Consider the following 22,391-nt stretch of genomic DNA (forward strand, 5'->3'; position numbering starts at 1 on the left):
AGGCGGGCCGTCAGATGACGGCCCGCCCTGCGATCAGGGCTGCACCACGGTCAGCGATGCCGGCAGGCTGCGCCCCACCCCGCGCAGGTCGGGACGGTACATGTCCTCCACCAGCGGCGGCGGCACGCGATACGTGCCCGGCGTGACCGCGCGCACCAGATAGAACACCTTGGCAGTGCTGCCACGCGAGAGCTTCAGCGCGGCCACGTAACGGTCGTCGCGGAACTCCTCGTGCTTGATGTTGGCTGCATCGCCCCGATCGTTGACGCTCAGCCCGTCGACCACCACATCGGCCCACTGCTTCGCATCGCCCAGGTTGAAGTTCTCGATCTCCAGCCCGGCCGGGAGCAGATCGGTCAGCAGCGCATCGGGCATGTCCACGTTCGGGGTGACACTGACCCGCACGATCAGGGCCTCGCCTTCCTTCAGCGGACGCGGCGTCCACGGCTTGCCATCGGTGGTGTACCAGCTGCGCTCCACGCCGAGCGTGCGGCTGTCCGGCTCCGGTGGATTGCGCGGAATGCCGGCCACTTCCAGGCTGGCGAACATCGGCGGCTCCCCCTGCGGGGTGAAGCGCACGCCCTTGGCCAGCGCGGCGTAGTCGAAGCTGCGGCCGAACATGCGCCGCGCCGAGACGCTCTCGCTCTCGCCACCCACTACCAGTTCGCCGGAAACCAGCTTCTTCTGGTTGGCCGACAACGCCTTGCCCATGCGGGCCAGCGCCACCTGCTCCTGGGTGCTCAGCCACATCCAGCCACTGTTGCGGCGGGCATCCAGCGCGCGACCGAGATCGACCGCACGGGCATCGTAGGCCGGCTTGGACAGCTTGCGCTCGTGCAGCAGCGCGATCATCAACGCGTCATCGCGCACCGCGCTGCCGTAATCGCCGAAGTAGGCCGGACGGTCAGCCGCGCTCTTGGCGAAGCCGGCGGCAATGGCCGCATCGCCGCGCTTGTGATCGCCCTGCAGGGACAGTGCGATGCCCAGGTGCACCAGCGACAGGCCGGTCAGCGACTTGCTGCGTTCGTTGTCGTACAGCGCGCGCAGGGTACCCAGCGGTGCACGGTTGACCCGGGCCAGCACGTAGCCCGAATACGCCTGGTTGGCGAACTTCAGGTTCTCGCGGCGGTCCTCGCCATAGAACTGGTTGCCACCGGACAGCAGGTCTTCGCTCAGGCGGTTCAGTGCTTTCTGCAGCACGTTGTCCGGCACCGCGAAGCCAGCGTCCTTGGCGTCGAGCAGGAACTCCGCGATGTACGGCGTCAGCCACGGATTGATGTAGCCGTCGTCGCCCCACATCGAGAAGTTGCCGTTGGCGACCTGCATCGAGGCCAGGCGGCCGAAGGCACCCTCCATGCGCTCACGGCGGGTCTTGGCATCCAGCCCGTCCGCGCCCAGCATGGCCGAGGTCGCCTCATCCAGCATCAGCGCCGCGTAGCCCTTGCTGGTGGTCTGCTCGGCGCAGCCATACGGATAGTTGAGCGCGCCGTTCAAGGCACTGGCGAATGGAATCGGCGGCAGCGCACTGACCAGCATGCGTGCGGTCACCGAGTCGTTCATCAGGCCATCGGCCAACCCGGCCTCCATCGTGACGGCGGCCAGCGGATCCAGTGTGCGGGTCTGTGCGCGCAGCACCTGCGGCCACGCCGCGCGCACCGGAAGGTCATAGCGGCGATCAACCTTGAAGCCGTTGCCGTCCACGCGCACGCGCACCTTGGCCACGGTGTAGCCCTCGCGCGCGGTCAGCGGGAAGCTCAGCGTGCTCTTGGCGTCCGCGTTGAGCTTGAGCGTGCGGCTGGACTCGCCCAGCGTCAACGGCCCGATACCATCCACCTGCACCTTGAACTCGCCCGGCGTGCCGGTGAAGTTCTGCACGTCCAGGGTCACGGTGCTGGTATCCCCGGGCGCCATCACGCGCGGCATGCTGGCTTCGGCCAGGATCGGCGCGCGCACCACGGTTTCCACATCGCGCTTGCCGTACTGGTCATCGGCATACACCAGCGCCGAGACGCGCAGGGTGCCGTTGAAATCCGGCACTTTCAACGCGATCCGCGCAATGCCCTTGGCATCGAGCTTCACCGGGCCGGAGAACAGATCGACCGTCTGCACGCGCGCGGTCGGGCGCTTGGCCTGCGGCATCGCCGCCAGTGCCATGTCGCCACCGAACTTCAGCTTGCCGCTGCTGCCGTCGAAGCTCTCGATCACGCGGCTGTAAATGTCATACGCATCCACGGCGAGGCGACGCTGCGCGAAGAAGTGGCCAGCGGCATCGGGCACCGGGAAGCGGGTGATGTTGAGGATGCCCACATCCACCGCCGAGACGGTCACATGCGCGACCTTGCCCGCCAGCTGCGGGGCGCTCACGGTGACCGGCAGCGTCTGCTCCGGGCGCATCTGCTTGGGGGCCACCAGGCCAACGGCGATCTGCCGCGCCTTGCGGTCCATCGGCACATGCACCACGCCGACCGCACGGGCCGGGGTGATCTTGCTCGGCGCACTGCCGCCACGGAACACCAGCGCGGTGATGTAGACGTCGTGACGTTCCCACTCGGCGGTGACCGGAATGTCGTAGGTGCTGCCAGGCTTGGCGTCGATATCCTGGACGTAGAGCATCTTGTCGCTCTCGACCATCAGCACGCCCTTGCCGGCATGCGGCGGGGTCACGGTGACGCGCACGGTATCGCCAGCCTTGTAGCCGGTCTTGTCCAACGCCAGCTTGATCTTGTCCGGGCGTGCATCCAGGCCGCGGTTGTCGTCGTTCCAGCTCCAGCCGGCGTTGAAGGGATAGCGACTGGTCAGCCCGGTGGCCGGGTCGAACACGTCCAGCCGGTACTCGCCCCACTCCACCGGGAAATCAACGCCGACCGCCGCACTGCCGGCATCAACGGTGCGGGTGTCCTTGTTCTCGAAGCGGCGGGTGAAGTCGTAATCCCAGCGGTTGTCGTTGAAGGTCCAGTGGTAATCGCGCAGCTCGCGCACCAGCGTGACCTTCAGGCCCTTGGCCGGCTGCGGCTTGCCTGCCGCGTCCACGCGCATCAGTTCGAAACGCGCATTGCTGTTGGCATCGGCGCCGTCCTTGGGATCGAACAGCGGGCGTACACCCACCAACGCCGTGGCCGGCCACATCACCCGCTTCAGGGTGCGGGTCACGGTGCGGCCACCGGTTTCATACACGCTGCCGGAGAGCACCACGGCGATCGGTGCGGTCGGCTTGACCTCGGCCGGCAGCTCCACGTCCTGGCGCAGTTTGCCGTCGGCCGGGAATTCGGTATCGATGACGTCGCGCGCCTCGCGCGGCAGCGCGGTGGTCGGGTCGCCGAAGAAGTAGCCCGGCAGCGACTCGACCGGCGACTGCTCGGCCGCTACGGCCAATCGCGCGGTGAAGCGGTTGCCATCGGCCGGCGCACCGTACAGATACGCCGCATCGGCCTGCAGCTTGAGCGGCTCGCCCGGCTTGAGCGTCTTCTGCGCGCTGTCCAGGTCCAGCTTCATGCGCTCGGGCAGGAACTCCTCGATCCGCAGGGTCATACCCTGGATCGCTTCCTTGCTGGCCGGGTTGGTGCGGAACTCCACCTGCCAGCGCCCGGTCGGGGCCTCGGCGGGGATCAGCTGCTCGAAGCTGAAGTAACCCTGCTCGCCCGGGGTCAGGCGGGTCTCGCGGAAGGTCTTGCTGTCCGGCTGCTTCAGGCGCAGGAAGACGGGCTGCGGCTTCACCGGCTTGCCGTCGTTGTCGCGCAGCAGTGCGGAAATGCGCACGGTCTCGCCGGGACGGTACAGGTCGCGGCCCGACCAGGTGAACACGTCGAACCAGGCGTTGTCGCGCCCGGCCACGGCGAACTCGCTCAGGTCCAGCGCGGGCTGGTTGAACGGCAGCATCGAGGTATCGCCGCCACTGCTGGCGATCAGCACATGGCTGGCATCCAACGTGTAATTGAGCAGCGCATTGCCGTTGCCGTCGGTTGCGCCCTTGAGCACCACCTCACCCTTGCCATCGAGGATGCGCAGCTCGATCTTCTTCAGCGACGCCCCGCTCTGCAGCGAGGCGGTGTGCACGAACAGCTTGTCCTTGTAGGCACGCGTATGCAGGCCGATGTCGCTGACGGTGAAGAAGGCGGTGTCGTACTCGCCTTCGAACGAACCGCTGCGCTTCATCACCGCGAAATACAGGCCGGGCTGCTGCAGCTCCTTGATGTCCTGGGTCGGCAGGTAGGTGAGCACGCGCTCGTTCTGCTTGCCGCCGATCACGAAGCGGTTGACGTACACCGGCTCGGCCAACTGCGACATCGGCGTCTTGTCGCCGTAGTCGCTGTCCAGCTCCCAGCTGCCGCGGCGCCCGCCGCGCTGGTACTGGCTGAAGAAGTTCGGCAGTTCCTTCTCGCGCACGCGCAGGAACTCCACGTCCACTTCCGGCACGTTGACCGAGACCACCGGCAGGCCGCGGCTGTCCTTGGCGGGCAGCACGCTGCCCTGCGAGGCGAACCCGGCCACCGGCTTGAGCTCGCCGGTGAAGACCTTCTGGCGCAGCTCCTTGCCGATCCGGCTGCCATCGGCGGCGAGCAGATCGGGCGAAACGATCAGCGAATATTCCTTGGCCGCCTCCACGAACGGATAGCGCAGGGTCTTGCCGTCATCGGACAGCGACCAGCTGCTGTCCTCGGTGCCGACCTTCTCGGCGAAGCGGACCAGTGCATCGAAATCCTGGGTGCCGACCAGCGGGCGCGAGAACTCCAGCGCCAGCGACAGGCCGTCGCTCTTCTGATCGGGGTAGGCCCGGACCAGGGTGAACTCGGTGACCGCCTCGGCCTTGGCCGTGATCGGCGCGCCGGACGGGGCTGGTAGCTGGCCGCTGTCGTTGCGCTTGCAGCCCCCGACGCCGATGGCCAGGCCGGCGACCAGCGCCAGGCCCGCGATTCCCTTCCAGCTCCACTGCCCGAACCGACTGCGGCTAGCCATGACGTCACTCCTTGAACAAGGCGGCCAGTATACGGGCCGTCCCCGTCCGTTCACGGGCGACCCCGGGCGATCCGGGCGTCATGGGTGACCGGCAGGGCCACCGCCAAGGGCAGCCGCCAAGAGCCATCGCTAAGGGCAGCCGACCAACGGTCGGCTCTACCCGGCGACGTAGAGGTCGACGTACTCGTGCACCGGCATCGCTTCCAGCGCGACCGGGTCCAGCGACGCCTCGATGATCCGGCGCTGCTGCACGGTCGGGAACACCCCGGCCAGGTGTCGGCGGAACTTGTCCTCCAGCAGCGGGATGCCCTCGGCCCGGCGCCGCGCGTGGCCCAGCGGATACTCGACCACGGCCTCCATCGTGCTGCCATCGGCGAACGTCACGTGCAGCGCGTTGGCGATGCTGCGCTTGTCCGGGTCCAGGTAGTCGGCCGTGAACTGCGGCTCTTCCACGCAGGTGATCGTCGCCCGCAGCGGATCGATGCGCGGATCGGCCGCCACGTCGTCCTCGTAGTCCTCGGCAACCAGCCGGCCGAAGATCAGGCCGATCGCCACCATGTACTGCACGCAGTGATCGCGGTCGGCCGGGTTATGCAGCGGGCCGGGTTTGTCGATGATGCGCAGGCAGGCCTGCTGGGTGCGCAGGGTGATCTGCGCGATGTCCTCGCTGCGTTTTCCGGTGGCGCGCATCTGCGCATGCACGTCCATTGCCGCTTCGACCGCGGTCTGGCCATGGAACTCGGCCGGATAGCTGATCTTGAACAGCACGTTCTCCATCACGTAGCTGCCGTACGGCCGCTGGAAGCGGAACGGCTGCCCGCCGAAGGAGACATCGTAGAAGCCCCAGGTCGGCGCGGTCAGCGCGCTGGGATAGCCCATCTCACCGGCCGCGGCCATCAGCGACAGGCGCACCGCACGGCTGGTGGCATCACCGGCCGCCCAGCTCTTGCGCGAGCCGGTGTTGGGCGCGTGCCGGTAGGTGCGCAGCGACTGCCCATCCACCCAGGCCAGCGACAGCGCATTGAGCATGCGCTCACGATCCAGACCAAGCAGGTGTGACACCACCGCGGTGGAGGCGACCTTGACCAGCACCACATGATCCAGCCCGACCCGGTTGAACGCATTCTCCAACGCCAGGCAACCCTGGATTTCATGCGCCTTGATCATCGCCTCCAGCACATCGCGCATGGTCAGTGGCGCCCGGCGCAGCGCCTCGGCATTGCGGCTGAGCCAGTCGGCGGTAGCCAGGATGCCGCCGAGGTTGTCGGAGGGATGCCCCCACTCCGCGGCCAGCCAGGTGTCGTTGAAATCCAGCCAGCGGATCATCGCGCCGATGTTGAAGGCGCCCTGCACCGGATCCAGCTCGAAGCGCGTCCCTGGCACCCGGGCGCCGTTGATCACCTGCATGCCGGGCACCAGCGGCCCGAGCAGCTTGCTGCAGGCCGGGAACGATAGCGCCGCCAACCCGCAGCCCAGCGTATCGATCAGGCAGTGCCGCGCGGTGGTGTACGCCAGCGGCGAGCTGACCGGGTAGTCGCGGACGTAATCGACGATGTCGGTCAGGACCGTGTCCCATGGCGGGCGCTGGTTGCTGTGGCTGTCATGACCGGACATCGCGATTCTCCTGTTGGGACTTACAAGGTGGCGGCAGGCACCCTTACCGCACCGTCCATCAAGACGCGGGCACTGCGGCTCATGATGGCCTTGGTGACCGTCCACTGACCGTCAACGAGCGCCGCCTGCGCGCCCACGCGCAACGTGCCGGAGGGATGACCGAAGCTCACCGATTCACGCTCACCGCCACCGGCGGCCAGGTTCACCAGCGTGCCCGGGATCGCGGCGGCAGTGCCGATGGCGACTGCGGCGGTGCCCATCATCGCGTGGTGCAGCTTGCCCATGGACAGCGCGCGCGCGTGCAGGTCGATCTCGCCCGCGGCGATCTGCTTGCCACTGGAGGACACGTAGTCCTGCGCCGGGGCGACGAAGGCGACCTTCGGTGTGTGCTGGCGGGTCGCGGCCTGCTCGATGGTCTCGATCAGCCCCATGCGCACCGCGCCGTGCGCGCGGATCGCTTCGAAACGCGCCAGGGCGGCCTTGTCCTCGTTGATCGCCGGCTGCAGTTCGGTGCCGGTGTAGCCCAGATCAGCCGCGTTGAGGAAGATGGTGGGAATGCCGGCGGTGATCATCGTGGCCTGGAAGCTGCCCACGCCGGGCACGTCGAGCGTGTCGACCAGATTACCGGTGGGGAACATCGCCCCGCCCTCGCCATCATCGGAGGGATCCAGGAACTCCAGCTGGATCTCCGCGGCCGGGAAGGTCACGCCATCGAGGTCGAAATCGCCGTCCTCCTGCACCTGGCCCTCCACGATCGGCACGTGCGCCAGGATGGTCTTGCCGATGTTGGCCTGCCAGATCCGCACGGTGCACAGGCCGTTGTGCGGAATCCGCGCCGGATCGATCATTCCGTTGCTGATCGCGAACGGGCCCACCGCCGTGCTGAGGTTGCCGCAGTTGCCACTCCAGTCGACAAATGCCGTCTCGATCGCCACCTGGCCGTACAGATAATCCACGTCGTGCTCCGGCACCGACGGCGCGGAGATGATCACGCACTTGCTGGTGCTGGAGGTCGCGCCGCCCATGCCATCGGTGTGCTTGGCATACGGGTCGGGCGAGCCGATCACGCGCATCAGCAGCGCATCGCGGGCCGGGCCCGGCACCTGCGCGGCGGCAGGCAGGTCGCTCAGCTTGAAGAACACACCCTTGCTGGTGCCACCGCGCAGGTAGGTGGCGGGAATGCGGAGCTGGGGGAGATGGGTCATGAAATCATGTCCGTGCAGGATGGATGGGGACGAGCGGATGCGTCATCCGCTTGAATGGCGCTGCGTGCACCGGAGGACGGTCATGGCGTCTGATCCATCAATGCATCGAGCCCGCGCGAGGTATCCCAGACGCGAAGGATGTCAACGCGGTCCGGAAGGTCAAGGTAATAGATCAAATAGCGATCAAAGATGGGCAAGATCACGAATCGCAGTGGGACCGGCAGGTCATCGCTGACCCAAGCGTGCCGAGCGGACCCTGCCCCAGGAAATGCCGCGATCCGCAGCAGTGTGGCATCCACCGTCGCGATGAACCGTTCGCCCAGCGCCAACCCTCCCTGACGCGCGAACCAGAGCGCAGCGTCGGCCACGTCCTGTTCCGCGCGTGGCCGCCACTCAATCCGCTTCACGGTCCAACCGCTCTGCCAGGTCACGGCGCATCCGCTCGAAAGTTGCCGAGGTGACCGGCGCACTTGGGCCAGACGCCAAGCCCTCCGCAATCAACCTGCGCAGCAGCTCTTCGGCCTTTTGCCGCTGGCGCTGGCGGATCAGGTCGCGCACGTAGTCGGACGTACTGGAGTACCCCCCCTGGCTGACTTCCTCATCGACAAACTGCTTGAGCGGATCGGTGAGCGAGATGTTCATCGTGGCCATGATCAGACCTCTTTGGCAATTTTTGCCATAAAAGTGTGCACCTACATCTCATTGATCGCAACTCCGCCCCGTTCATCCCGCCGCTCCGCTGTTTCGGCTCCCGCGCTACGACGCTCCCAGCGGAACAGCCACAGGATCATCAGCTTGGTGCTCCCGCTGACCACGGCCAGCAGCAGCAACGGCCAGCCCAGACGCAGGCCCATTGCGAAGGCGAACAAGATGGTGGAGATGTCCAACAGCAGGATCAGCTGGCTCATCCGCAGCGACACCGCGCCCGTGCGGCCGGAGCGCCAGATCAGCAGGATCTGGTGCGCATAGCCCTGGGCCAGCAGCGCGGTAACGGCCACGATCATCGCCGAGGCGAGCACGCGGCCCTCATCCACGTGACGCTGCCCCCACACCAGGCCCAGCAGTGCGCACAACAGCGCCACGCACGCCACGACAAGGCTGGCGGTCGCAGCGCGGCTGCGCCGGTCCGTCCAGATCTCTCTCAGGATCAGCAGCACAAGCACCGAGGCAAGCAGGCGCGGCCACACGATGAAGTGGTTGAACGGCTGGATGCTGTAGCCGTAGACGAAGAACGACAGGTAGGCGAGGAAACCGACCGTGAACTGGTTGAGCGACAGGATATCGGTGGCGACTGCGCCCGCCGTCGCGCTCGCGCGGCGCTGCCACACCTTGCGCAGCTGGGCCCACACACCCACCAGGCTCAGCAGGATGAAGGCGGTATTGATCGCGCCCGCCACGGTGTAAAACATGTCGCCGCCTGTCCCGGTTATTGTGGAACCTACGCGCCGATGGCCCCATGCCAGCGACGCGCCAGGCCCGCACCTCGCGGGCGGGCCTGGCATACCGTCACATCACCTGCGCCGATTCCAGGAAGTCCTGGGCGAACCGCTGCAGCACGCCGCCGGCCTCGTAGATCGAGACTTCTTCAGCGGTATCCAGGCGGCAGGTGACCGGCACCCGCAGCTGTTCACCGTTGCGGCGGTGGATGACCAGGGTCAGCTCGGCACGCGGCACACGCTCGCCGAGCACGTCAAAGGTTTCGGTGCCATCGATGCCCAGCGTCTTGCGGTTCACGCCTTCCTTGAACTCCAGCGGCAGCACGCCCATGCCGATCAGGTTGGTGCGGTGGATGCGCTCGAAGCCTTCGGCCGCGATCGCTTCCACACCGGCCAGGCGCACGCCCTTGGCGGCCCAGTCACGCGAGCTGCCCTGGCCGTAGTCGGCACCGGCGATGATGATCAGCGGCTGCTTGCGGTCCATGTAGGTTTCGATCGCTTCCCACATGCGGGTGACCTCGCCTTCCGGCTCCACGCGCGCCAGCGACCCCTGCTTGACCTGGCCATCAACCACGGCCATTTCGTTGATCAGCTTCGGGTTGGCGAACGTCGCACGCTGCGCGGTGAGATGGTCGCCGCGGTGGGTCGCGTAGGAATTGAAGTCTTCCTCAGGCAGGCCCATCTTGGCCAGGTATTCACCGGCCGCGCTGCTGGCCATGATCGCATTGGACGGCGACAGATGGTCTGTCGTGATGTTGTCGCCCAGCACCGCCAGCGGGCGCATGCCGGTGAGGCTGCGGGCACCGGCCAGCGCGCCTTCCCAATACGGCGGGCGGCGGATGTAGGTGCTCTGGGGGCGCCAGTCGTACAGCGGGCTGATCGGTGCACCGTGTTCCACCTTGAAGGTGAACATCGGGTCGTAGACCTTGCGGAACTGCTCCGGCTTGACGCAGGCCTTGACCACCGCGTCGATCTCGGCATCGCTCGGCCACAGGTCCTTCAGCGTGATCGGGTTGCCATCGGCATCGTGGCCGAGCGCATCCTTTTCGATATCGAAGCGCACCGTGCCGGCGATCGCGTACGCCACCACCAGCGGCGGCGAGGCCAGGAACGCCTGCTTGGCGTACGGGTGGATGCGGCCGTCGAAGTTGCGGTTGCCCGAAAGCACGGCGGTGGCATACAGGTCGCGGTCGATCACTTCCTGCTGGATCTTCGGGTCCAGCGCGCCGCTCATGCCGTTGCAGGTGGTGCAGGCGAAGCCCACGATGCCAAAGCCCATCTGCTCCAGTTCGGTCAGCAGGCCGGCTTCTTCCAGATACAGCTGCACGGCCTTGGAGCCGGGCGCCAGCGAGCTTTTCACCCACGGCTTGCGGGTCAGCCCGGCGCGGTTGGCATGGCGGGCCAGCAAGGCGGCGGAGATGACGTTGCGCGGGTTGCTGGTGTTGGTGCAACTGGTGATCGCGGCGATGATCACGGCGCCATCGGGCATCAGGCCATCGGCCTGTTCCTGCTTGCCCGAGGCGAGCTTGCCTTCGTCGGCGATGCCGCGGGCGGCCAGGTCGGTGGTTGCCACACGCTTGTGCGGGTTCGACGGGCCGGCCATGTTGCGCACCACGCTGGACAGGTCGAACTGCAGCACGCGCTCGTACTGCGCGGTGACCAGATCATCGGCCCACAGGCCGGTGGCCTTGGCATAGGTTTCCACGAGTGCGACCTGGTCGTCCTCGCGGCCGGTCAGGCGCAGGTAATCCAGGGTCTGCTGGTCGATGTAGAACATCGCCGCGGTGGCGCCGAACTCCGGCGTCATGTTGGAAATGGTGGCGCGGTCGCCGATGGTCAGCGCGTTGGCGCCCTCGCCGTAGAACTCGATCCACGCACCGACCACGCGCTCCTTGCGCAGGAACTCGGTCAGCGCCAGCACCACGTCGGTGCAGGTGATGCCCGGCTGCGGGCAACCGGTGAGTTCCACGCCGATGATGTCGGGCAGGCGCATCCACGAGGCACGGCCGAGCATCACGCTCTCCGCTTCCAGGCCGCCCACGCCGATCGCGATCACGCCCAGCGCGTCCACGTGCGGGGTGTGGCTGTCGGTGCCCACGCAGGTATCGGGGAAGGCCACCCCGTCGCGCACCTGCACGACCGGCGACATTTTCTCCAGATTGATCTGATGCATGATCCCGTTGCCCGGCGGAATCACGTCGACGTTCTTGAACGCCTTCTTGGTCCAGTTGATGAAGTGGAATCGGTCTTCATTGCGGCGGTCTTCGACGGCGCGGTTCTTCTCGAACGCGGCCTTGTCGAAGCCCGGGAATTCCACCGCCAGCGAGTGATCCACGATCAGCTGGGTCGGCACCACCGGGTTGATCTGCGCCGGGTCACCGCCGGCATCGGCGATGGCATCGCGCAGGCCGGCCAGATCGACCAGGGCGGTCTGGCCGAGAATGTCATGGCACACCACGCGCGCAGGGAACCACGGGAAATCCAGGTCCTGGCGGCGCTCGATCAGCTGGCGCAGCGAGGCCTCCAGCGTGGCCGGGTCGCAGCGGCGCACCAGGTTTTCGGCCAGCACGCGCGAGGTATACGGCAGCGTGGCATAGGCACCGGGCTGGATCGCATCGACCGCGGCACGGGTATCGAAATAGTCCAGCGCGGTGCCGGGGAGGTTCTTGCGGTACTGAGTATTCATGGCTGGCGATAGCTGCTTGTTGGCGGGCCGGGGCGTCGTGACACCGGCGAAGAAGGAGTAGCGACGCCGCAACGGAGCAGACCGGCATCGCGCCGGCCTGTTCCGCAAAGCACCCGCGAACGGGTGCGGTACGTCGGTCTTACTTGCGCTGGTCGATCGGCACGAAGGCCTGGTCTTCCGGGCCGGTGTAGTTCGCACTCGGGCGGATGATCTTGCCGTCGATGCGCTGTTCGATGATGTGCGCGCTCCAACCGGAGGTACGCGCGATTACGAACAGCGGGGTGAACATCGCCGTCGGCACGCCCATCATGTGGTAGCTGACCGCGCTGAACCAATCCACGTTCGGGAACATCTTCTTGATTTCCCACATCACCGATTCCAGACGCTCGGCGATGTCGTACATCTTGACGTTCTGCTGCTCGGCGGACAGGTCGCGCGCGACCTCCTTGATGATGTTGTTGCGCGGGTCGCTGACGGTATAGACCGGGTGGCCGAAACCGATCACGACTTCCTTGCGCTCCACGCGGGCCTTGATGTCGGCCTCGGCATCATCCGGGCTGTCGTAGCGCTTCTGCACTTCGAAGGCCACTTCATTGGCGCCGCCGTGCTTGGGACCGCGCAGGGCACCGATACCGCCGGTGATCGCACTGTACATGTCGCTGCCGGTGCCGGCGATGACACGGCAGGCGAAGGTGGAGGCGTTGAACTCGTGCTCGGCGTACAGGATCAGCGAGGTGTGCATCGCCTTGACCCACGAATCCTGCGGCTTCTCACCGTGCAGCAGGTGCAGGAAGTGACCACCGATGGAGTCATCGTCGGTTTCCACGTCGATCGCACGACCGTTGTGGCTCCAGTGGTACCAGTACAGCAGCATCGAGCCCAGGCAGGCCATCAGCTTGTCGGCGATGTCGCGCGCGCCCGGATGGTTGTGGTCATCCTTCTCCGGCGACACGCAGCCCAGCACGGAGACGCCGGTGCGCATCACGTCCATCGGGTGCGCCGACGGCGGCAGTTCTTCCAGCGCGGCCTTGACCGCGGCCGGGATGCCCCGCAGCGACTTCAGCTTGGTCTTGTAGGCCACCAGCTCGGCGCGGGTCGGCAGTTTGCCGTGAACCAGCAGATGCGCGATTTCCTCAAACTCGCTGGTGTTGGCCAGATCGGCGATGTCATACCCGCGGTAGTGCAGGTCGTTGCCGCTGCGGCCGACGGTGCACAGCGCGGTGTTGCCGGCGGCGGTGCCCGACAGGGCGACGGATTTCTTCGGCTTGAAGCCGGGGGCGGTAGTGGTGTCGCTCATGATCCCTCCAGAAAACTAGTGTGCGGTCTTACTTCTTGGCGGCGAACAACGCATCGAGCTGCTGCTCGAAGGCGTGGTAACCGATACGGTCGTAAAGTTCCTCGCGGGTCTGCATCGCCTCCACCACATTACGCTGGTGGCCCTCGCGGCGGATGGTCTCATACACGTTCTCGGCCGCCTTGTTGGCAGCACGGAACGCGGACAGCGGGAACAGCTGGATGGCGACGCCGGCCGAAGCCAGTTCATCGCGGCTGAACAGCGGCGTGGCACCGAACTCGGTGATGTTGGCCAGCACCGGCACCTTCACCGCATCGACGAAACGGCGATAGGTGTCCAGATCGTAGGCTGCCTCGGCGAAGATGCCGTCGGCACCGGCCTCGACGCAGGCGATGGCGCGCTCGATCGCGGCATCCACACCGTCCACCTGGATGGCATCGGTGCGCGCGATCAGGAAGAAGTCCGGATCGGTCTTGGCATCGGCGGCGGCCTTGACCCGGTCCACCATCTCCCCCTGCGACACGATCTCCTTGCCCGGCCGGTGACCGCAGCGCTTGGCGCCGACCTGGTCTTCGATATGGCAGGCAGCCGCGCCGGCCTTGATCAGCGACTTGACGGTGCGCGCGATGTTGAAAGCGCTCGGGCCGAACCCGGTGTCGATGTCCACCATCAGCGGCAGGTCGCACACATCGGTGATGCGGCGCACGTCGATCAGCACGTCTTCCAGCGTGTTGATGCCCAGGTCCGGCAGGCCCAGCGAGCCGGCCGCGACGCCGCCGCCGGACAGGTAGATGGCCCGGTAACCGGCACGCTTGGCCAGCAGCGCGTGGTTGGCGTTGATTGCACCGATCACCTGCAACGGGGATTCGGCGGCCAGTGCGGCGCGGAAACGGGCGCCAGCGGAGGAAACAGGGGTGCTCATGCGGCATTCCATCGTGGTTGACCGGTGGATAAGCACAAGGGCCGTGCCAGCTCGCAAGTAACTGATTTCATTGATTCAACACCGGGACGAGGATGTTTCACCTTGAAACATTGAAACACCTGTAACATGGCTGGAACTGAAACACTGAAACACGCCCATGTCGATCAGCCTGCCCCGCCACCGCTCCCGCCTGTCTGATCCGGAGGCCGGCCAGCTGCCGGTGATCTGGACGGTCAGCGTGTCGCGCTTGACCGGCCTGCTCGGCGATGTGATCCCGGAGTTCGACCGCCGCGCCCGCATCGTGCCCATCAACCTCGGCTTCGAGGAGGCGGTGGATGTGATCGGCCAGCGCCTGCGCCGCGAACACTGCGACGTGGTGATCGCCGGCGGCTCGAATGCGGCCTACCTGCGCAGCCGGCTGGAGGTGCCGCTGGTCCCGATCCAGGCCAACGGCTTCGACCTGATGGAAGCGCTGGCGCGCGCACGCCGGATCGCCCCCAGGATCGGCCTGGTCACCCATGCCACCGATGTGCCGACCTTCGGCAGTTTCCAGCACAGCTTCGGGCTGGACATCGAGCATCGCCGCTTCGTCACCCGCGAGGACGCGCGCGACTGCATCGCGGACATGCGCGCCAATGGCATCGAGGTCATCGTCGGCACCGGCATGGCGATCGACCATGCCGAGCAGGTCGGGCTGCCCGGCGTGCTGCTGTACTCGGCCGACTCGGTACGACAGGCCTTCGAACATGCGCTGGAGCTGACCCAGACCCTGGCCCGCTCCGGTGCGTCCTCGTTGCGGCGGCGGGCACCGCCCAAGCGACGCGATGCCGACCATGCCCTGCTCGGCGACAGTGCCGCGATGCAGCAGGTGCGCGAGCACATCGCACTGTATGCGCCCTACGACAGCACGGTGCTGATCACCGGCGCCACCGGCACCGGCAAGGAACTGGTGGCCCGGCAACTGCACAGCGCCAGCGGCCGGCGTGGCCGCTTCGTCGCGCTGAACTGCGGGGCGATCAGCGAATCCCTGCTTGAAGCCGAGCTGTTCGGTTACAACGAAGGGGCGTTCACCGGCGCCCGCCGCGGCGGTCGCGTGGGCCTGGTGGAAGCGGCCGACGGCGGCACCCTGTTCCTGGATGAAATCGGCGAACTGCCGTTGCCGCTGCAGACCCGGTTGCTGCGCGTTCTGGAAGAGCGCGAAGTGTTGCGCGTGGGCGCCACCGAGCCGACGCCGGTGGACGTACGCGTGGTCGCCGCCACCCTGCAGACGCTGGAATCGCTGGTGGACACACAACGTTTCCGCCGCGATCTCTACTACCGCCTGGCCGCACTGCGCATCGCGCTGCCGATGCTGCACGAACGGCGAGAGGATGTCCCCTTGCTGGTGAGCCACTTCTTCCGGCAGCTCGCCGGTACGGACGCGCCGCTGTCCGCCGAGGCACTGGCGCGGCTGCGCGACTACCCGTGGCCCGGCAATGTACGTGAACTTCGCAACATGGTGGACCGGCTGCGCATCCACTGGCAGCAGCAGCCGGGTGAGCTGTCGTTGCCGCAGATGCTGCACTGGCTGCCGGAGCTGCATGCAGTGCACACCGTGCCCGCGAGCCGAGCCACCACCCCACCCGGGGCACTCACCGCTGCAACGGCGGCGCGGCCGGATGCGGACGCACTACAGCAACTGCTGGCCGACTGCGGCGGCAACCGCGAGCAGGCCTGCGCACAGCTGGGGGTTTCGCGGACCACGCTGTGGCGATGGCTGCGCGAGGCGACGCCAGGGTGATTACGGGAACAGCATCCGCTTGCTCCACTGGCCATCGGCGCCGACCTCATAGCACCAGCGCTCGTGCAGGCGGAACTGCGCGCCGTACCAGAACTCGATCCGCTGCGGCACCACGCGCAGGCCGCTCCAGCCGTCCGGGCGCGGCACATCGCGGCCGTCGAAGCTGGCCTCGGTGGTCGCCACGCGTGCATCGAACTCCTCGCGTGAGGCCAGCGTCTTCGATTGCAGCGATGCCCACGCGCCAATCTGGCTCATGCGCGGGCGCGAGGCGAAGTACGCATCAGCCTCGGCATCGCTGACCTGCTCCACCCGCCCTTCGATGCGCACCTGGATGCCGGCCTCGCGCAGGCTGCGCCACAGGAACAGCAGCGCGGCCTGCGGATTGGCCTGCAGCTCACGGCCCTTGTGGCTGTCCAGGTGGGTGTAGAACACGAAACCGCGTTCGTCGAACGCCTTGAGCAGCACCGTGCGCGCCGAAGGCTGGCGGTTCTGGTCGGCCGTGGCCACCGTCATCGCATTGGGTTCGACTTCCCGGCTCGCCCTGGCTTCTTCAAACAGCCCGGCAAAGGTGGACAACGCTTCGGCATACAGATCGGTCATGGCGGTTTTCTTGTCACGCGGTTTGGGTTTATTGTCGCTGCATGCCTGCACCTGCGTACATGCCCCCGACAAAAGGTTTTCCGGATGCGCTGGTCGCGCAGGCGCTGGATGACGCATTGAGCTTCGGTGCGGCCATCCCAGTATTGGCGATCAGCGGCCTGCAGGGGAGTGGCAAATCGACGCTGGCCGCCCAGGTCGTGGCGCTGGCGGAAACGCGCGGCCTGCGCGCGGCCATGCTTTCCATCGATGATGTCTACCTGACCCGTGCCCAGCGCCAACGCCTGGCGCGGCAGGTCCACCCGCTGCTGCTGACCCGCGGCCCGCCAGGCACCCACGATCTGGCCTTGGCCCATGCCACGCTGGACGCGGTCGCCGCTGGTGGGCCGGTCGCCTTGCCCCGGTTCGACAAGCTCGCTGACGAGCGCCTGCCCGAGAAAGACTGGACACGCATCGACGGTCCCCTCGACCTGCTGGTGTTCGAAGGCTGGTTCCTTGGCACGCCCGCGCAGGGTGAGGCCGAATTGGAGCCACCGCTCAATGCACTCGAGCGCGAGGCCGATGTGGATGGCCGCTGGCGGCGCTGGTGCAATCAGGCACTGGCCGAGCAGTACCCCGCGCTGTGGCAGCGGTGCGACCGGCTGTGGTTCCTGCAGCCGCCGGATTTCTCGGTGATCCCGCGCTGGCGCTGGCAGCAGGAGCAGAACCTGCAGGCCGCCCAACCCGACCGCAGCAGCATGAGCCGCGCCCAGCTGGAGCGGTTCGTGCAGTACTACGAACGGGTCAGCCGCCAGGCCCTGCGCACCCTGCCGGAACGGGCGGACAAGGTGATCGCGCTGGACGAGCAGCGCCGGATCGTCGCCACGCGCTGACCGGCGCCGGAGCCGAGCCCGCGGCGATCAGCTGACCAGGAAGGTCACGCGCAGGTTCACCCGCCACTCGGTGATGTTGCCTTCGCCATCGGTCACCACCTTGGTTTCATTGATCCAGGCGCCCTGGATGCCTTTGACCGTCTCGGAGACCTTCTTCAGGCCGCTGCGCACGGCGTCTTCGACGCTGGTCTTGGACGAGGCGTTGATCTCGATGATCTTGGCGACAGACATGGTTCGCTCCGGTGTCGCGCGGGACAGTCCGCACCCGCCCACCATGGGGGCCGCCGCGTAAAGGCGATGGCACGGAGATGTTAGGATCGAGGGTAATGAATCCCGCTCCGAACCTGATCCTGATTGGCCCGATGGGCGCCGGCAAAACCTGCATCGGGCGCCGGCTGGCCGAGCGCTTCACGCTGGACTTCGTGGATGCCGACCAGGCCATCGTGGACAGCACCGGGGCCAGCATTCCGGCGATCTTCGAACTCGCTGGGGAAGCCGGGTTCCGCCAGCACGAACGCCAGGTCCTGCACGCTCTGCTGGACGGCCATGGCCAGTTGATCTCCACCGGGGGGGGCGCCGTGCTGGACCCGGACAACCGCGCGGCCATCGCCCGGCGCGGCTTCGTGGTCTACCTGCGGGTCAGCGTGCCGGCCCAGCTGGAGCGGCTGGCCCGCGACCGCGGCCGCCCGCTGCTGCAGCGCCCGGACCGCGAGCAGGTGCTGCACGAAATGGCCGCCGCCCGCGATCCGCTCTACCAGGGCCTGGCCGACCTCACGCTGGATACCGATCTCTACACGCCCGCCGAGGCCACTGCGCAGCTGGTGCTGCGCCTGGCCGCGCAGTGGCAGCGACAGGAAACTCCCGAATGACCCCCGCCCCGCGTACCGTTGCCGTCAGCGGCGACACCCCCTACACCATCCACATCGGCCCCGGCCTGCTTGGCCAGGGAGAACTGCTGGCCCGCCATGTGCGTGGCCGCCACGTGCTGCTGCTCAGCGACTCCTCGGTCGCCCCGCTTTACCTGGCAGGGGTGAAGGCGGCGCTGCTGGCCACGCGCCCGGACCTGCTGATCGGCGAGCTGGTGCTGCCGGCCGGCGAAGCCTCCAAGACCCTGGCCCACTTCGGCGATGCGATCACCGCCCTGGCCGCCCTCGGCGCCACCCGCGATGCCTGCGTAATGGCCCTCGGCGGTGGCGTGGCCGGTGATCTGGCCGGCTTCGCCGCGGCCTGCTGGATGCGCGGCGTGGACTGCGTGCAGCTGCCGACCTCGCTGCTGGCAATGGTCGATTCCTCGGTCGGCGGCAAAACCGCGGTGGACATCCCCGAAGGCAAGAACCTGGTCGGGGCGTTCCACCCGCCGCGCGCCGTCATCGCCGATACCGCCGCCCTGCGCACCCTGCCGCCCCGCGAACTGCGCGCCGGCCTGGCCGAAGTGATCAAGTACGGCGCGATCCGCGATCCGCTGTTCTTCCAGTGGCTGCAGGCCGAGCATGCCGCGCTGCTGGCCGGCGATGACACCGCGCTGGCCCAGGCCATCGCGCGCAGCTGCGAGCACAAGGCCGAGATCGTCGCGCGCGATCCGCTGGAAAAGGGCGAACGCGCCCTGCTCAACCTCGGCCATACCTTCGGCCACGCGATCGAGACCGAACAGGGCTACGGCGCGCCGGGCAACGACAACCTCAACCACGGCGAAGCGGTCGCGGTCGGCATGGTGCTGGCCGCGCGCCTGTCGGCCCAGCTGGGCATGAGCGAGGAGGCAGACACCGAGCAGCTGCGCGAGCTGCTGCTGCGCTACGAACTGCCGGTGGCCATTCCGGCCGGCCTGGCGCCGGAGGCGCTGCTGGCCCGGATGCGGCTGGACAAGAAGAATGTCGCCGGCCGGTTGCGACTGGTGCTGTGGCGTGGCATCGGCCGCGCCGAAGTCGTCGCCGACGTCGACGAGGCCGACGTGCTGCGCGTGCTGGCCGCCGGCTGAGCGTGCGACGTTCCGCCGCACCTGCCCCGTTGCTGACGGCCGCCTCCGGCGTTCACGGCTACAATCGGGGCATGCGCGTCTTCCTGCACCAACATCCCCGCGGTGCCGATCCGGCCCGCTATCTCCAGCTCACCCTGCAACCGGACCTGTTCGGCGGCTGGGAGCTGCTGCTGGAGTCCGGCCCGATCGGCGGGCGCGGGCAACTGCGCCGCGAGCTGTACCTGCAGGAAGACGTGGCGCTGGCCGCGTTCGAAAAGGCACGCGATGCGCACCTGCACCGCGGCTACGAAGTGACCTACACCAGCAGCGACGCGCCGCACTGAGCGGCCACCGCCGCACTGACCCCATTCGGCCCCGCGCCACCAGATCCCAAGGAAGCGTTCCGTGACCAGCCCCTCCCGCCATGATCGCCTGCTGCGCGCCCTGCGCCGCGAACCGGTGGACTGCACCCCCGTCTGGCTGATGCGCCAGGCCGGTCGTTACCTGCCCGAGTACCGCGCCACCCGCGCCAAGGCCGGCAGCTTCCTGGCGATGGCCAAGAACCCGGACATCGCCTGCGAAGTCACCCTGCAGCCGCTGCGCCGCTTCGACCTCGACGCGGCGATCCTGTTCTCGGACATCCTGACCATCCCCGATGCGATGGGCCTGGAGCTGTATTTCGTCGAAGGCGAAGGCCCGAAGTTCCGCCACCCCGTCCGCGACGCGGCCGCCATCGCCAGACTGGCCGTGCCGGACATGGAAACCGAACTGCGCTACGTGATGGACGCCGTGCGCGTGATCCGCCGCGAACTGGACGGCAGCGTGCCCCTGATCGGCTTCTCCGGCAGCCCGTGGACGCTGGCCTGCTACATGGTTGAAGGCGGCGGCAGCAAGGACTTCGCCCGTATCAAGGCGATGGCCCTGAACGAACCGGCCGCCCTGCACCAGCTGCTCTCGGTCGTCACCGATGCGGTGATCGCCTACCTCGCCGCCCAGCGCGCGGCTGGCGCCCAGGTCCTGCAGGTCTTCGACACCTGGGGCGGGGTACTCAGCCCGACCATGTACCGCGAATTCTCCCTGCGTTACCTGACCCGCATCGCCCAGGAACTCGAACGCGGTGAAGGCAGCGACCGCACCCCGCTGATCCTGTTCGGCAAAGGCACCGGCCTGCACCTCGGCGCCCTGGCCGACACCGGCGCCGACGCGCTCGGCGTGGACTGGACCCTGGACCTCGCCGACGCCGTCGCCCGCACGGGCGGCCGCGTCGCCCTCCAGGGCAACCTCGACCCGACCACGCTCTACGGCAATCCGGCCGCCATCGAACGCGCCGCCGGGCAAGTGCTCGACAGCTACGCCCAAGGCAACGGCGGCTCCCGCGAAGGCCAGGTCTTCAACCTCGGCCACGGCATGTCCCCGGACATGAATCCCGAGCACGTGCAGGTGCTTGTGGAAGCCGTACATCGTTTGAGCCGACGCTGATCGCCATCGGCAGGTAGCCGGCCAGCGGCCGGCACTACACGGGCACGGCCGACGAAGCACGCGTTCTGCACCCAGGACGCGTGCTTTCGTTGTTGCACGCCCCAATGCTTCGGCTTCGGCTCTTGACCACACCCTGATCCCACATCGGCGATCATATCGCCCTCGTTGACGAAGGCCCCGCACCATGACGACCAGCAGCTACGCCTCGATCCGGCCCCTGTTGTGGCTCGTATCGCTGGCCATCTTCATGCAGATGCTGGACTCCACCATCGTCAACACCGCATTGCCCGCCATGGCCCGCAGCCTCGGCGAAAGCCCGCTGCAGATGCAGTCCGTCGTCTTCAGCTACGCCCTGGCCGTCGCCACCTTCATCCCCGCCTCCGGCTGGATCGCCGACCGCTTCGGCACACGACGCACTTTCCTCGTCGCGATCATCCTGTTCACTCTCGGCTCGCTCGCCTGCGCTCTCGCCCAGACCCTGCACCAGCTCGTCGGTGCGCGCGTCCTGCAGGGCATCGGCGGCGCCATGCTGCTGCCGGTCGGGCGCCTGGCCGTCATGCGCTCCGTCTCGCGCGAAGAATTCCTTCGCGCGATGAGTTTCATCGCCATCCCCGCCCTGATCGGCCCCCTGATCGGCCCGACCCTCGGTGGCTGGCTGGTCGAAGTCGCCTCCTGGCACTGGGTGTTCCTGATCAACCTCCCGATCGGCATCATCGGCTACGTCGCGGCGATGAAGATCATGCCGGACCACTACGCCGAACACCGCACCCGCTTCGACATCGCCGGCTACCTCATGCTTGCCTTCGGCATGGTCGTACTGTCCCTCGCGCTGGACGGCATCTCCGGCATGGCCACCCCGCATGCACTGGTCATGCTCATGACCGTCGCCGGCCTGGCCGCCCTCGTCGGTTACTGGCTGCACGCCGCCAACTCCACGGCACCGCTGTTCTCGCTGGCACTGTTCCACGTGCCCAGCTACCGCATCGGCATCCTCGGCAATCTGTTCTCACGCATCGGCAGCAGCGCCATGCCGCTGCTGATTCCACTGCTGCTGCAGGTCGGCATGGGCATGAGCCCGATGAAGGCCGGCCTGTTGATGATCCCGGTCGCTGCGGCGGGCATGGTCTCCAAGCGCTACGCGGTCAAGCTCGTCGAGCGCTTCGGCTACCGCCGCGTGCTGATGGTCAACACCGTGCTGGTCGGCCTGGCGATGGCCAGTTTCATCTTCATGACGCCCGGCCAGCCGCTGTGGATCCGCATCATCCAGCTGGCCCTGTTCGGTGCGGTCAATTCACTACAGTTCACCGTGATGAACACCGTGACCCTGCGCGATCTGGACCGCGACTTCGCCAGTGCCGGCAACAGTCTTCTTTCGATGGTGATGATGCTCGCGACCGGTTTCGGTGCGGCCGCGGCCGGCAGCCTGCTGGCCGCGTTCAATCATCTCGATGCGTCGCACGGCGCGACGGCCGCGCTGCACGCCACCTTCGTCTGCGTCGGCGCCATTACCCTGACCTCCACGCTGATCTTCTGGCAGCTGCCGGACACGCGGCCCTCGCCGCGCGATGTCGAGGAAGTCGCCGAGTAACCGCGGGCAGA

General features: G+C 67.3%; 18 protein-coding genes. 7 read left to right on the plus strand and 11 right to left on the minus strand.

Annotated features, from left to right (window positions below):
* Positions 1 to 33: 33 nt before the first annotated feature.
* The 9 genes from C0R07_RS02610 to prpB form a co-directional block, all read right to left on the minus strand.
* The gene (locus C0R07_RS02610) at positions 34 to 4,953 is read right to left on the minus strand and encodes an alpha-2-macroglobulin family protein (RefSeq protein WP_102788122.1); all 4,920 of its coding nucleotides are present in this window, start codon (positions 4,951 to 4,953) and stop codon (positions 34 to 36) included.
* 156 nt (positions 4,954 to 5,109) lie between these two features.
* The gene (locus tag C0R07_RS02615) at positions 5,110 to 6,567 is read right to left on the minus strand and encodes a bifunctional 2-methylcitrate dehydratase/aconitate hydratase (protein ID WP_102788123.1); all 1,458 of its coding nucleotides are present in this window, start codon (positions 6,565 to 6,567) and stop codon (positions 5,110 to 5,112) included.
* A gap of 20 nt (positions 6,568 to 6,587) precedes the next feature.
* The gene (prpF, locus tag C0R07_RS02620; RefSeq protein ID WP_102788124.1) at positions 6,588 to 7,772 is read right to left on the minus strand and encodes a 2-methylaconitate cis-trans isomerase PrpF; all 1,185 of its coding nucleotides are present in this window, start codon (positions 7,770 to 7,772) and stop codon (positions 6,588 to 6,590) included.
* A gap of 80 nt (positions 7,773 to 7,852) precedes the next feature.
* Positions 7,853 to 8,203: a type II toxin-antitoxin system RelE/ParE family toxin gene (locus C0R07_RS02625; protein ID WP_254427760.1), complete on the minus strand. Its 351-nt coding sequence runs from the start codon at positions 8,201 to 8,203 to the stop codon at positions 7,853 to 7,855.
* The gene (locus tag C0R07_RS02630; protein ID WP_019186079.1) at positions 8,166 to 8,423 is read right to left on the minus strand and encodes a type II toxin-antitoxin system ParD family antitoxin; all 258 of its coding nucleotides are present in this window, start codon (positions 8,421 to 8,423) and stop codon (positions 8,166 to 8,168) included. The genes C0R07_RS02625 and C0R07_RS02630 overlap by 38 nt, the downstream gene beginning before the upstream one ends.
* A 41-nt stretch (positions 8,424 to 8,464) precedes the next feature.
* Positions 8,465 to 9,181: a hypothetical protein gene (locus C0R07_RS02635; protein ID WP_070471374.1), complete on the minus strand. Its 717-nt coding sequence runs from the start codon at positions 9,179 to 9,181 to the stop codon at positions 8,465 to 8,467.
* A 97-nt stretch (positions 9,182 to 9,278) separates the two neighbouring features.
* Entirely contained in the window at positions 9,279 to 11,894 is a 2,616-nt protein-coding gene (acnD, locus tag C0R07_RS02640) for a Fe/S-dependent 2-methylisocitrate dehydratase AcnD (protein ID WP_070471372.1), read from the minus strand.
* 139 nt (positions 11,895 to 12,033) lie between these two features.
* Entirely contained in the window at positions 12,034 to 13,191 is a 1,158-nt protein-coding gene (gene prpC / locus C0R07_RS02645) for a bifunctional 2-methylcitrate synthase/citrate synthase (RefSeq protein WP_102788125.1), read from the minus strand.
* 28 nt (positions 13,192 to 13,219) lie between these two features.
* The gene (gene prpB, locus C0R07_RS02650; RefSeq protein WP_070425708.1) at positions 13,220 to 14,110 is read right to left on the minus strand and encodes a methylisocitrate lyase; all 891 of its coding nucleotides are present in this window, start codon (positions 14,108 to 14,110) and stop codon (positions 13,220 to 13,222) included.
* 157 nt (positions 14,111 to 14,267) lie between these two features.
* Between prpB and prpR the strand changes: the two genes are divergently transcribed.
* Positions 14,268 to 15,890: a propionate catabolism operon regulatory protein PrpR gene (prpR, locus tag C0R07_RS02655; protein ID WP_102788126.1), complete on the plus strand. Its 1,623-nt coding sequence runs from the start codon at positions 14,268 to 14,270 to the stop codon at positions 15,888 to 15,890.
* On the opposite strand, the gene pdxH is transcribed toward prpR, so the two are convergent.
* Complete coding sequence (pdxH, locus tag C0R07_RS02660; protein WP_070471366.1) at positions 15,891 to 16,490, minus strand: pyridoxamine 5'-phosphate oxidase; 600 nt, start codon at positions 16,488 to 16,490, stop codon at positions 15,891 to 15,893.
* 41 nt (positions 16,491 to 16,531) lie between these two features.
* Here pdxH and C0R07_RS02665 point away from each other — a divergent pair, with 41 nt between their 5' ends.
* On the plus strand, positions 16,532 to 17,359 hold the full coding sequence (locus tag C0R07_RS02665; RefSeq protein WP_070471364.1) for a kinase: 828 nt from the start codon (positions 16,532 to 16,534) through the stop codon (positions 17,357 to 17,359).
* Between the two features lie 27 nt (positions 17,360 to 17,386).
* On the opposite strand, the gene C0R07_RS02670 is transcribed toward C0R07_RS02665, so the two are convergent.
* On the minus strand, positions 17,387 to 17,590 hold the full coding sequence (locus C0R07_RS02670) for a dodecin family protein (RefSeq protein ID WP_019186071.1): 204 nt from the start codon (positions 17,588 to 17,590) through the stop codon (positions 17,387 to 17,389).
* Positions 17,591 to 17,685: 95 nt separating this feature from the next.
* Between C0R07_RS02670 and C0R07_RS02675 the strand changes: the two genes are divergently transcribed.
* The 5 genes from C0R07_RS02675 (at position 17,686) to mdtD (ending at position 22,380) form a co-directional block, all read left to right on the plus strand.
* The gene (locus C0R07_RS02675; RefSeq protein WP_070425711.1) at positions 17,686 to 18,228 is read left to right on the plus strand and encodes a shikimate kinase; all 543 of its coding nucleotides are present in this window, start codon (positions 17,686 to 17,688) and stop codon (positions 18,226 to 18,228) included.
* Entirely contained in the window at positions 18,225 to 19,334 is a 1,110-nt protein-coding gene (gene aroB, locus C0R07_RS02680) for a 3-dehydroquinate synthase (RefSeq protein ID WP_046272697.1), read from the plus strand. The genes C0R07_RS02675 and aroB overlap by 4 nt, the downstream gene beginning before the upstream one ends.
* A 71-nt stretch (positions 19,335 to 19,405) precedes the next feature.
* On the plus strand, positions 19,406 to 19,657 hold the full coding sequence (locus C0R07_RS02685; RefSeq protein WP_070471362.1) for a WGR domain-containing protein: 252 nt from the start codon (positions 19,406 to 19,408) through the stop codon (positions 19,655 to 19,657).
* 61 nt (positions 19,658 to 19,718) lie between these two features.
* Complete coding sequence (gene hemE / locus C0R07_RS02690; RefSeq protein WP_102788127.1) at positions 19,719 to 20,792, plus strand: uroporphyrinogen decarboxylase; 1,074 nt, start codon at positions 19,719 to 19,721, stop codon at positions 20,790 to 20,792.
* 184 nt (positions 20,793 to 20,976) lie between these two features.
* A complete protein-coding gene (gene mdtD, locus C0R07_RS02695; protein ID WP_070425714.1) occupies positions 20,977 to 22,380 on the plus strand; it encodes a multidrug transporter subunit MdtD in 1,404 nt (467 codons plus the stop codon).
* Positions 22,381 to 22,391: the final 11 nt, after the last annotated feature.

Source organism: Stenotrophomonas bentonitica (assembly GCF_002887735.1).
Lineage (GTDB): Bacteria > Pseudomonadota > Gammaproteobacteria > Xanthomonadales > Xanthomonadaceae > Stenotrophomonas > Stenotrophomonas bentonitica_A.